Genomic DNA, 12,452 nt, shown 5'->3' on the forward strand with positions numbered 1-12,452 from the left:
GAATTAATTTTTTATTTTAGTTATGGTATGATAGATTGAGTTTAATTTAAAATAACGAAAAATTAAAGATATAGAAATTGGGGGACAACAAATGGGGATTCGAAGTCATTTAGCAATTGCTGCAGGAAAAACTTCGCAATGGGTTTTACAAACATTTTTTAAAGGCGGCAGTAGCTACCCAGGGAAATTAGCCCTAAAAATCGATCCTAAAATTTTAGATACATTGGCAAAAGACTATGAAATTGTCGTAGTCACTGGAACGAACGGCAAAACATTGACAACTGCTTTAACTGTTAACATTTTACGCCAAGAATTTGATGAGGTATTAACAAATCCAACTGGTGCTAACATGGAGCAAGGAATTGTCTCTACTTTTTTAAATGCCAAGGCGAAAAAAGGACAAAAGAAATTTGCGGTTTTAGAAATTGATGAAGCAAGTTTAAGCCGTGTCACTAAATATATTCAACCAAAATTATTTGTTTTTACGAATATTTTCCGCGACCAAATGGATCGCTATGGTGAAATTTATACGACGTATCGCTTAATTATGGAAGGCGCCGCCGCTGCTCCTGAAGCAACTATTTTGTGCAATGGTGATTCGCCAATTTTTAATTCAAAAGAAACTGTAAATCCTCGCAAATACTATGGATTTAATCATTTACCACCAAAAGAGCAATTGGCTCATTACAATACAGATGGGGTTTTATGTCCAAAATGCAATCATATTCTTCATTATAAAATGATTACGTATGCTAATTTAGGTGATTACTATTGCCCAAATTGTGGCTTCAAACGCCCTGAATTGGATGTGCAGTTAACGGAAATGGTCCGGATGGATAATACATCTGCTGATTTTGTGATTGATGGCGAAGAATACGGCATTGCTGTTGGTGGGATGTATAATGTTTATAATGCGCTAGCGGCCACAGCGGTAGCAGAATACTATCAGGTGGCACCAGATAAAATCCGAGCAGGTTTAGCTTATGATGAAAAAGTTTTTGGGCGTCAAGAAACCATTAAAGTTGGCGATAAAGAATGTACGTTAGTTTTAGTAAAAAATCCCGTTGGTTTAAATCAGGTCATTGATATGATGGGCTTAGCCCCTTACTCTTTCTCGCTGGTTTCATTATTAAATGCTAATTATGCAGATGGAATTGATGTCAGTTGGATTTGGGATGGTAATCATGAAGCCTTTGCTGATATGGACATTCCAAAAGTAATTGCTGGCGGTGATCGCCATGAAGATATGGCCTTGCGTTTAAAAGTTGCGGGTATTCCTGAAGAAAAATTACTAGAAATTCCTGATTTGGAGCAAGTAATTTCAGAAATTAAAACGTTGCCGACAGATCATGTCTATATTTTGGCAACCTATACTGCTGTTTTGCAATTAAGAAAATCATTAACAGCCCAAGGGTATATTCAAGGGGGAATGAATGGTGTCTAAAGAATTAGTCGTTTGTCATTTATATGGCAACTTATTAAATACTTACGGAGATAACGGAAATTTATTGATGCTTAAATATTTAACCGAAAAAATGGGCGTTACCTTCCGATCAGAAATTATCAGTATCTACGAACCGTTTGATCCCGAAAAATATGATTTAGTCTTTGTTGGTGGCGGTCAAGACTTCGAGCAATTGATCATCTCAGAAGACATTCAGAATAAAAAAGAAGCTTTGACTTCTTATATTGAAAATGACGGCGTCTTGTTAGCTATCTGTGGTGGTTATCAACTTCTAGGACATTACTATGTCGGCGCACAAGGCGAAAAAATTAAAGGAATCGGTGCATTAGATCATTACACTTTGAGCCAAGACAACAATCGTTTCATTGGTGATATCGAAATTTATAATGAAGAATTTGATGAAACGTATTATGGTTTTGAAAATCATAATGGCATGACTTTTTTAGGCGAAGGTGAACGACCTTTAGGAACAGTCAAACAAGGCAAAGGCAATAACGGTCAAGATAATGGCGAAGGCGTTGTCTATAAAAATGTGTTTGGCTCCTACTTCCACGGTCCAATCTTAGCACGCAACAAAAATCTAGGGATCCGGTTAATTCGGACCGCTTTAGAGAAAAAATATGGTGAACCGATCGCTATTCCTGAAACGCTTTATAAATAAAAGAAGAATCTAGTTCCTACATATAGGGCTAGATTCTTTTTCATTTCTCCGACAACTATTTACATCTTTACAAAATATAGTAAGATAAAGAGGTGCATTTAAAATCGAGAATTTCTCGGACTGGTTCGGAAACTTCCCAGAATAAAAAACTAAGTATCTCTCAATACTAACTCAAGTCATAGCTTTTTTAACAAGAGTTATCATTTGCAGTTAACGAAAAAGGAGGATTGGAAAAAATGCAAAAAGTAATTATTGATTGTGATCCTGGAATTGATGACACGCTTGCTCTCTTGTATGCACTTGCTTCACCAGAGCTAGATGTCCAAGCGATTACAGTTGTTTGCGGAAACGTCCCTGTGGAGATTGGCGTGGAAAATGTTTTTAAATGTTTGGAAAAAGTTAATCGCTTAGATATTCCTGTCTACCAAGGGGCTGCTAGCCCTTTAAAACGGCCATTTGTTAGTGCACAAGATACACATGGCATGGATGGTTTAGGTGAAACATATTTCCCCAGAACTAGCAAAATCCAAGCACAAGCGCTTTCCGCTGCTGACTATTTAGCACAAACCTTTCAACAAGCTACCGATTGCTCAATCATTGCCCTTGGTCCTTTAACAAATATTGCTTTGGCTTTAAAAAAAGAACCTCTTCTGGGGCGAAATCTTCAACGTTTTGTCTCAATGGGTGGTACCTTTAAAAGCCACGGCAATTGCTCTCCTGTTGCAGAATTTAATTATTGGTGTGATCCTGATGCAGCAGCTTGGGTTTTTGAGGAATTAGGTGCAAAAATCGAGATGGTCGGCTTAGATGTCACACGAGAAATTGTTTTTACACCAACAATTCTCAATTATTGTCAACGACTCAACCCCAAAATGGGGAATTACCTCGCTGAGATTACTCAATTTTATTTTGATTTTCATTGGAAATATGAACGTATTTTAGGGTGTGTTATCAACGATCCCTTAGCGGTTGCTTATTTTATTGATCCTACGCTCTGCCAAGGCTTTTCCAGTTACGGACAAATTGTTCCTGACGGCATTGCTATGGGGCAATCAATGATCGATCAGTATCATTTCCAGCAGCAACCAGCTAATTGTCATGTCTTGACTACGGTTGATAGTCAACAGTTTTTCGTGAAGTTTCTATCCATTCTTTTAAATGTACAAATAGATGAGATCGAAAGAGATTTCAAAAATTTAAGGATGGGATAACCATGAAAAAAATAACACCACGAATCATTACAATTATCGCTTTTAGTGTTGCTTTAAATTACCTTGGCAGTACCATTGCGTTACTCCTTCGTTTACCAATTTATCTTGATAGCGCGGGAACTATTTTTACAGGTGCGTTATTAGGCCCACTCTTTGGTGCACTGACAGGTATTTTAACAAGTCTAGTAACTGGATTGACAACGGATATCTTTTCTCTGTATTATTCACCTGTCCAACTCTGCACAGGAATTTTAGCAGGCTTGCTCCTTCATCAGCAGTTAAAAGTAACCAAATTACCATTTAAAACGTTGTGGTTAACGATACCAGGAACAGTAATTTCTTCCTTGATTACAGTTTGTTTATTTGGTGGAATAACTTCTGCTGGCTCCAGTATAATTGTCCAATTTTTATATGGTTTAGGCTTAAATCAGTTAGCAAGCGTCCTGTTGGTTCAATTGATAACAGATTACGGGGATCGTCTGCTATCAGTCATCATCGTCACAGCTGTTATCGCTGCCTTACCTAAACGTTCCTTTATAACAAAATAAACTGTTTTAATGCCAAAAAAAAGAGGAAATCATCTGTTGATGATCCCCTCTTTTTTTAGCGACTACCAGGTTCTGAAGCTATAATCGTTAGATCACCTTCAAAACGCCAGCTCGGAATATCTGTTGGAAAGATAAAGCTATCGCCTTTTTTCAAATCAAAAGTAGCCACATCTGCTTTTGCAGCATCTTCTGTAATCAATCGACCAACACCTTCAATAACTGTTGCTAATGTATAAGGTGCTTGTTTTTTAACTTTTAGAATCCCACTGACACGCCACTCATAGACATTAAAGAAATCTGTTTTTACATAAGTAACAATGCTTGATTGTCCTTGATTTTCTTGTTGAATAGAGAGGTCAGGATCCTTCGCCGGAACGGTTGTCACATCAATGGATTGTTGAATATGCAATTCCCGGGTCTTTCCTTGATCATCTGTTCGATCATAATCATAAACCCGATACGTAGTATCACTGCTTTGTTGCGTTTCTAAAATTAAAATACCCGAGCCGATGGCATGAATAGTGCCGCTTGGTACATAATAAAAATCGCCTTTTTTCACTGGTACTTTTCTTAAAAGATCGTCCCAACGACCTTCTTCAATCATTTCTGCAAGTTCTTCTTTTGTTTTCGCGTGATGTCCATAAATGATTTCAGCGCCAGGTTCTGCATCAATAATGTACCAACATTCAGTTTTGCCTAGCTCGCCTTCATGTTTTTGGCCATATGCATCATCGGGATGAACTTGCACGGATAAATCATCTTCAGCATCTAAAATTTTCGTTAATAATGGAAAGACAGCACCACCTGCATGGCCGAATAGCTCTTGATGGTCTGCCCACAATTCATCTAATTTTTTTCCTTTAAATTCGCCATTTAAAACAGTACTAACGCCATGTGGATGTGCACTGATGGCCCAATCTTCACCAATTTTATCGCTCGGTAAATCGAAACCAAATAGCGTGTGTAGACGATTGCCGCCCCAAATTTTTTCTTGAAAAACAGGTTGTAAAAATAATGGTTCTTGCATTGACTGTGACCTCCCAAATTGAATTCGCTCTCATTATATCACTAAAAACTAGTCATTTCATCTGAAACTGATGATTTCTCTTTTAAATAGGTTGCCAACAACTGATCTCTTTCTTCGATATAAGTGTTCCGGTGGTCCTCTGGATGGACTCGATTAGATAAAAAGATAAACGCTGATTGTTGTTGCACATCAATTAGCAAAAAAGTGCCTGTATAGCCTGTATGGAATAATAATGGCCGTTGCGTAGCTACATCATATTTAAAATCCCAGCCTAGAGAACGTGGTTTATCTGCAGCTGGCACTTGGTTAAATAGTAACAAATCAATCGTCTCTTTTTTTAAGAATTGGAGATTGTGATAACTGCCTCGATTTAAATACATTCGAACAAATTTTGTTAAATCATAGACATTGCTAAACAAGCCAGCATTCCCTGCATGTTCCCGTAAAACGAATGCCTTAGGATCATGGGTTGCACCTCGAATCAACCCTCTTTGTTCATGTAATTCTGTTGGCACACAGTCTAAAGGATTCTTTGGTAGAAACGTACTTTCGTTCATCCCTAAAGGAAGCAATACTCGCTCAGATAAAATTTCTATCATTGATTTTTGGAACATTTCTTCTAACATAAAGCCTAATAAAATAGTCCCTGCATCTGTATAGACGACTTTTTTACCTATTGCTTTGCCTGCGTGAAATGAATGATTGTAGGCGTCTTTTAATTCTTGGGCATTCAGCTGATCACGATTAGGAATATAGCCTTGTAAATTTGCCGTATGTGTCAACAAATGCCGGATTGTAATATTAGAATCTTGAAAAGAGGGATAATAAGTTTGTAATGATTGATCTAGAATAATTTTTCCTTCTTCCACTAATTGCAAAATAACGGTGGTGGTGCCGACTACTTTGGTTAAAGAAGCCACATCAAACAGCATGGCCGAGGTTAATTGTTCTTTGGTGGGTTTTACTTGTGCGAGTCCCCAACAATTGCTCTCCTCTTTTTCACCTTCAATGAAACAAAAACTAGCGCCCGAAAAAACACCTTTTTTCATCATTTTTTGAATTTTCCACTTTGTTTTTTCGTACATTTTTTCACCTTCTATTTTTAATATTAAAGGAAAAGTCTAGAATAAGTCCCGAACAAAAGTAGCGTTAAACTTTTATTCCGACTTTATTCCAGACTTGCTAAAACAAGCTTATTTTGTCTGTCTAAGCGTTTATTTTAAGACAAACCACCATTCCAAGCCAATTGGATCAAACACAGTGACAATCGCTTTTTTCTGGTCAATAAAGAACTCTTGATTTTTTGCCGTTAATTGTTGCTCCATTGCTAAAATATGGTCTTGATCAGAGAGCTTAATGGTAAAGAAATCTAAACCTAAGTGTGGATCAGGTAATTGATCCACTTCACTTGTTTCAGGTTTTTGGAATCCAATAGTTGCTTTGCCATCTTCTAAAACAAATTGATCTTTTTCATTGTGTTTTAAACCTAGAACTTCCTCATAGTATGCTTTTATTTCTTTTTGATTGTTTGTTTTTAATTGCACATGCGCTAAATATGACCCAGCGGCTAACCCTTGATGTGGCTCTAAGTCCTCACTGATAAGATCTTTAAGCACAATCGGTTGCTTTTCAGAAGTCGAATTTGCTGTTGCTTCATCGTGAAAAATCTCAAATTGATTGCCTTCAAGATCAGTAATGAACATGCTTTGACGTGTGCCAATTTGGAAACTTTCATCAATTGGATAGTCTTGTTCAAGCACTCGTTGAGCAATTTGTAAAAATTCTTTTTCCGTAGGAACTTTAATTGAAAAATAAGCCATTTGCTTTTCTTCATTATGAAAATCTTCGGCTTTTCTAGTTTCTTCTAAAATTAATAATTGCGTTCCTGCTTCACGTGTACCCCAGATAGACAGGTTATTTTCTTCTGACTTTAAAACAAAACCCATTACTTTTTTATAAAAGTCGACCATTTCGCCAACTTTTTTCGCACGAATGGCAATTGTTTTTAATGTCGCAGCTTTTTCTAATTGAAATTCAGTCATTTTTTCTGTTACCTCCATTTTCTTCTCTCCCATTTTATACATCTCTTGCTATTTCATCAAGTAATATCCTGTTTTTCTCAAAAGAAAATAGAAATTTTTCAATTTCGCTAACTTTTTGTTAAAAAAATAAGACCGTGGTTCAAAAATCACTTTGGATTTTTGCTACACGCTCAAAAACTGATAAACGGCGGGAACAGAAGCAACTCCTTCGGAAATAAGCCGAAATTCTCCAAAAATTAAAGAACAATTTTCGGAAATTCCTTCTTATTTCTCGGAGTTAAACGCTTCTGTCCCGACCTCCCATCATGAATTACTATTTTTTTGCTTCGCCTTTTAGGCTACTTCTTCTGAAAACTGACTGTTATATAAGTCAGCATAAAAACCATTTTTCGCCATTAATTCATCGTGGGTTCCTGTTTCCACAATTGAACCTTCTGCCATAACGATAATCGTATCGGCATCACGAATAGTCGACAAGCGATGAGCAACTACAAAGCTAGTCCGATTTTCCAATAAACGATTCATTGCTGCTTGAATCAGTATTTCTGTTCGAGTGTCCACACTTGAGGTGGCTTCATCCAAAATTAAAACGTCTGGATTTGCTAAGAATGCTCGAGCAATTGTAATTAATTGTCGTTGACCTTGAGAAATATTGCTGGCTTCTTCATTTAAAATCGTTTGATAGCCTTCTGGTAATTTTCTGACAAAATCATCCACATGGGCTGCTTTCGCCGCACGGATCACTTCTTCTTCGCTCGCTTGGTCATTACCATAATGAATATTGTCATAGATACTTCCAGTGAACAACCAAGTATCTTGAAGAACCATTGAAAAGTGTGCTCGCAACTCTTCGCGAGACAAATCGCGCGTATCTACGCCATCATATTTGATGCTGCCGCTACTAATATCATAGAAGCGTTCCAATAAGTTAATTAGGGTCGTTTTCCCAGCACCTGTTGGGCCCACGATTGCTACCATTTCCCCAGGTTTAACATTTAAATTGAAATCTTTCATTAATAATTTCTCTGGTGAATAGCCAAAAGCAACATGTTCAAAAGAAACACGATAAGGACTATCTGTTTCCACTGGTACGCCAGAAGGTTCATCCACCATTTCTTCTTCATCTAATACTTCAAAGACACGTTCTGCCGAAGCCACCGTAGCTTGGATTGTATTCATTAAATTAGCGATTTGAGTAATCGGTTGTGAAAATTGATTGGTATATTGAAGAAATGCTTGGACATCCCCTAAATCCATCATACCATTCGCTACTTTTACGCCACCAAGGACTGCAACAAACACATAGCCTAGATTTTTGATAAAGTTCATTAAAGGCATAATGATCGCTGAAATAAATTGTGCTTTGCGACCAGCATGATATAATTTTTCATTTTCTTTTTCAAATACTTCTTGATCACTTTCTTCGTGGTTGAAACTTTTTACTACTACGTGACCACCGTAGGTTTCTTCGACTTGGTTATTCAATAATCCTAAGCTTTTTTGTTGAGCCGCAAAATGTTTTTGCGAGCGAGGCGCCACAACCATCACAACAATTAAACTTAATGGCACTGTTGCTAAGGCAATTAGTGTTAACTGCCAGCTAATGGTCAGCATCATCCAAAGTACACCCACAAATGTCACGATACTGGTAATTAATTGGGTTAAGTTTTGTTGTAAAGTACTCGCAATATTATCCATGTCGTTAATTGCCCGCGACATGATGTCCCCATTACTATGAGTATCATAATAGGAAATTGGAACTTTGTTCATTTTCGCTTCTAATTCTTGACGTAATTCATAAACTGTTCGCTGTGAAACACGTGTCATAATTACTTGCTGCAAGAAATTAAAGACAGCAGAAATAAGGTACATGGCAATAACAATTAATAAAATTTGACCGATTTTGTCAAAATCAATTGGAAAAGATGTTATTTTTAAGCCTTGTTTCATTTCAGCAGCGCCTTTCATGACGCCTTTAAAAATTTCAGTTGTTGCCTGTCCTAATACTTTTGGTGTTTGAATTTGGAAAACGACGGCTGCGATTGCTAACACTAAGACAGCAATAATTGACAGCATTCGTTTAGACATGTACCGAAATAAACGTTTCACTGTTTTCCAGAAATTTTTTGGTTTTGGCCCTTTTGCGCCAATGTTGCGTCCTGGTCCACCGCCCATTGGTCCGCCTTTTGGTCGACTACTCATGCAAGGTCCTCCTCTCTCAATTGAGAATGTACAATTTCTTGATACGTTTGGTTATTCGCTAATAACTCTTCATGCGTTCCTTTACCAACTAATTTTCCTTCGTCTAATACTAAAATTGTCGATGCTTCCATAACCGTACTTACACGTTGGGCCACTAAAACGACAATTGCATCCGTCATCTGCTCTTTTAAGGCTTTTCTTAAATTAGCATCTGTTTTGAAATCCAATGCAGAAAAGGAATCATCAAAAACATAGACATCTGCTGGTTTTACTAAAGCACGAGCAATAGCCAACCGCTGGCGTTGTCCGCCAGAAAAATTACCGCCGCCTTGTTCGACATGACTATCCAAACCTTCTGCCAATTCTGAAACAAACGCCTTCGCCTGCGCAATTTCTAAAGCTTGCCAAATTTCTTCATCGGTCGCATTTGGGGCGCCGTATTGCATATTTTCACGAATCGTTCCTGTAAATAAAACAGCCTTTTGCGGTACAAAGCCAATCATTTCTCGTAAATTATGCTGTGACGTATCTTTAATGTTTTTACCATTTAGCAAAATCTTGCCAGATTCAACATCATAAAAGCGTGGTAAAAGATTAACCAGCGTTGTTTTCCCAGAACCAGTCCCACCAATAATCGCGACCGTCTCCCCAGATTTTGCTGAAAAATCTATATCTTCCAGTGCTAAGTTTTCAGCATGCTGGTAACGATAATTAACATGTTCAAACGCCAATGTTGCTTTGTCGCCTTTTAGAGAGAGTAGTTCTGGATTGGGTACATCTTTGATTTCTGAATCAGTATTTAGCACCTCATTAATCCGATCAGCAGAAGCTTGCGCCCGCGGTACCATGACAAAAATCATGGATAGCATCATGAAACTCATCAGAATTTGCATGGCATAAGTCATAAAGGCGATTAAGTTCCCTACTTCTAGTTGCATTTCCGCAATATAATGACCGCCAAACCAGGTGATTGCAATATTGGTACCACTCATAATGAGTGTCATTAAAGGAATCATCAAAGCGACAATCGTATTCACTTTAATCGCCGTTTGTGTATAATCCTTATTGGCTTCATCAAAACGTTGTTCTTCATAGTTTGCTTTGCCAAAGGCCCGAATTACACGAACCCCTGTCAGTCCTTCACGAAAAACTAAATTTAAACGGTCGGTTTTCTTTTGCATGCTCTTAAATAACGGAACCGCTAAAAACATGATACCGCCCACTAAAACAGCCATAATTGGTAAAACATATAGAAAAATTTTCGTTAATTGTGGGTCCTTGTTATACGCCATAAAACTTGCACCAATTAACGTTAAAGGTGCGTTAATCATTAAACGTAAAAACATTTGCATAACCATTTGAATCTGATTGACATCATTGGTTGTTCGTGTAATTAGCGAAGCTGTCCCAAATTTGTCAAATTCATTATTAGAAAAATTTTCAACTTTTCGATAAATATCAGTCCGTAATTTTTTACCTAAACTTTGTGATTCTTTGGTGGCAAAAAAGGTATTTCCAATAGAAGCGACAATGCTAATCAAAGAAAAGCCTAACATGACAACTCCTGTACTCCAAATATAGTTAATATCTCCTTTAGCGACACCGTCATTAATGATATTAGATGTTAATGTGGGCAGATATAAATCTGCGATAATTTGCACGATCATAAATAAAACCGCTGCAAAGACCGACCATAACGACATCCGTTTGACTAGTTTAATCAACTAACTTCTCCTCCTTTTTGCTACTTATAAGCGCCATTTTTCAACCAATTTAATTTCATTTTTAATTGTTTGACTGCTTCAGTTGAATCATAGGCGGTATTTTCTCTTTGTTGACGATACCCATCAACAATTGTTGAGAAAACGGCATGCATCGTCGTCTGCATGAACCATGTGAATTCTTTTGGCGTTTCAATGGTTAATTTCGAACGATCAATTATTTGATAAAGATGTTCTGCATAGGCAGCATGGCCTTTTCTTCCTCTATGCTTATGACAGTGCTGTTTCCTATTTTTTTCCTCTTCTCCAGTCGCTAAATTATCCGTCACCCGACGTGAAGCACGATAATCCATGTTGACAAATAAATTCCGATAGAAAGAAGCATTCTCTCCAGTTAGCACTTCGACAATCATTTTGGAGAAATAGACATCCATGGCTTCGATTAAATCACCATTTTCCGCAATAATTTGTTTCTCTAAATCTCGTTCACTATTTTTTCTTAATGTCGCAAAGTAATAAAAATACAAATCTTCTTTGTTCTCAAAATATTGATAAAAGCTACCGCGAGGAATTTCCGCTAATTTAACAATATTTGCAATTGACGCTTCTTGTAAAGAATGGCGCGAAAATTCAATTTGCGCAGCATCTAATAAGCGTTGTTGCTTTTCTTCTGGCAAATGAAAAAACGTATTCGTAGGCATATTTGTGTTCCTCCCTTTTATGACACATTGTCATATGACACCATGTCATTATAGCACTCTCTATTCAGAATGCAAGTTTTTTACAAAAAAAATCAAGCACCTAGCAAGACAAAATTGATGTTAGATTCTGTCTCACCAGTTGCTTGATTAATAATAGTGTTTGATGCATTCTTGTAACAAGCCAGCGACCTCTTTTATAGGTCCATTGGCATCTATTCGTTGATAATTAGGATATTGTTCCAATTGGTTTTTGATAAGAATTTCTTGATCATAAAGGTTTAAACGTTCTTCAATAATTTTAGGATCAGATTCTCGTTGTTTTAAACGTTGATAAATGTTTTCTTTTGAAACGTCAAAAAAAACTGGAATGACGGACTCGCCGAAACGCTCAAAGACCGCTTGAAAGCCTGGAAAAGTTAACGCATTATAGGCTGGATGCTCTTTCGTTGTTTCAACGATGGCAGCTACACCGACACCGTAATAGTTTCCATGGTAAAAATCATACTCCACTAACTGATTGGTTTCAATCAAGGTTTGAAAACTTGCTTTTGTTTCAAAATAGTAATCCACACCATCCACTTCATCCAACCGTTTTTTCCTCGTAGTATGCGAGATAACTTTATAGTTTTTCGGAAAAACCTTACTTGTAATTGCGGTCTTGCCAGAACCACTAGGACCCATAATAACAAAAAATGGATGTTGTAATTGCTTAATCATTAGAAACGCTCCTCTCAGTTGTTTCTATTATAACGTATTGTGCACTATTTTGAAAAATTGACAAAAAAGAGCTTGGGCCAAAAATCACTTTAGATTTTTGGCCCAAGCTTAAAAATTAATAGACGGCGGGAACAGAAGCAACAACCTGCTACGCTTA

At 37.2% G+C, this 12,452-nt stretch carries 11 protein-coding genes and 1 riboswitch; of the genes, 4 read left to right on the plus strand and 7 right to left on the minus strand.

Translation table 11 applies throughout. The features are described from left to right. Positions 1-91: 91 nt before the first annotated feature. The 4 genes from PYW42_RS10755 to PYW42_RS10770 all read left to right on the plus strand — a co-directional run bounded on the left by PYW42_RS10755 (position 92) and on the right by PYW42_RS10770 (position 3,885). Positions 92-1,444 (plus strand): Mur ligase family protein, encoded by a 1,353-nt coding sequence (locus PYW42_RS10755; RefSeq protein ID WP_002362254.1) that lies wholly within the window; start codon positions 92-94, stop codon positions 1,442-1,444. Next, on the plus strand, positions 1,434-2,126 hold the full coding sequence (locus PYW42_RS10760; RefSeq protein WP_002356583.1) for a type 1 glutamine amidotransferase: 693 nt from the start codon (positions 1,434-1,436) through the stop codon (positions 2,124-2,126). Before PYW42_RS10755 ends, PYW42_RS10760 begins: the two co-directional genes overlap by 11 nt. A 114-nt stretch (positions 2,127-2,240) precedes the next feature. After that, a riboswitch (PreQ1 riboswitch) is annotated at positions 2,241-2,285 on the plus strand. Between the two features lie 77 nt (positions 2,286-2,362). After that, positions 2,363-3,337: a nucleoside hydrolase gene (locus tag PYW42_RS10765; RefSeq protein WP_002376589.1), complete on the plus strand. Its 975-nt coding sequence runs from the start codon at positions 2,363-2,365 to the stop codon at positions 3,335-3,337. Between the two features lie 2 nt (positions 3,338-3,339). After that, a complete protein-coding gene (locus PYW42_RS10770; RefSeq protein ID WP_002376588.1) occupies positions 3,340-3,885 on the plus strand; it encodes an ECF transporter S component in 546 nt (181 codons plus the stop codon). A 55-nt stretch (positions 3,886-3,940) separates the two neighbouring features. Here the strand turns inward: PYW42_RS10770 and manA are convergent, their stop codons facing one another. From manA to PYW42_RS10805, 7 genes are all read right to left on the minus strand, one after another. Next, positions 3,941-4,912 carry a mannose-6-phosphate isomerase, class I gene (manA, locus tag PYW42_RS10775; protein ID WP_002356580.1) on the minus strand — a complete coding sequence of 324 codons (972 nt, stop codon included), beginning with the start codon at positions 4,910-4,912 and terminating at the stop codon, positions 3,941-3,943. Positions 4,913-4,953: 41 nt separating this feature from the next. Beyond that, positions 4,954-5,997, minus strand: a complete 1,044-nt coding sequence (locus tag PYW42_RS10780) for a serine hydrolase domain-containing protein (protein WP_002411331.1) — start codon at positions 5,995-5,997, stop codon at positions 4,954-4,956. Between the two features lie 129 nt (positions 5,998-6,126). After that, positions 6,127-6,996, minus strand: coding sequence for a VOC family protein (locus tag PYW42_RS10785; protein ID WP_002411330.1), 870 nt, complete (start codon positions 6,994-6,996; stop codon positions 6,127-6,129). Positions 6,997-7,287: 291 nt separating this feature from the next. Continuing rightward, complete coding sequence (locus tag PYW42_RS10790; protein ID WP_002356577.1) at positions 7,288-9,156, minus strand: ABC transporter ATP-binding protein; 1,869 nt, start codon at positions 9,154-9,156, stop codon at positions 7,288-7,290. Then, a complete protein-coding gene (locus tag PYW42_RS10795) occupies positions 9,153-10,880 on the minus strand; it encodes an ABC transporter ATP-binding protein (RefSeq protein ID WP_002356575.1) in 1,728 nt (575 codons plus the stop codon). Before PYW42_RS10795 ends, PYW42_RS10790 begins: the two co-directional genes overlap by 4 nt. Positions 10,881-10,900: 20 nt before the next feature. Further along, positions 10,901-11,578 carry a TetR/AcrR family transcriptional regulator gene (locus PYW42_RS10800; RefSeq protein ID WP_002400924.1) on the minus strand — a complete coding sequence of 226 codons (678 nt, stop codon included), beginning with the start codon at positions 11,576-11,578 and terminating at the stop codon, positions 10,901-10,903. A gap of 147 nt (positions 11,579-11,725) precedes the next feature. Continuing rightward, positions 11,726-12,295, minus strand: a complete 570-nt coding sequence (locus tag PYW42_RS10805) for a guanylate kinase (protein ID WP_002367148.1) — start codon at positions 12,293-12,295, stop codon at positions 11,726-11,728. Between the last annotated feature and the right edge of the window lie 157 nt (positions 12,296-12,452).

This window comes from Enterococcus faecalis (assembly GCF_029024925.1).
Taxonomy (GTDB): domain Bacteria; phylum Bacillota; class Bacilli; order Lactobacillales; family Enterococcaceae; genus Enterococcus; species Enterococcus faecalis.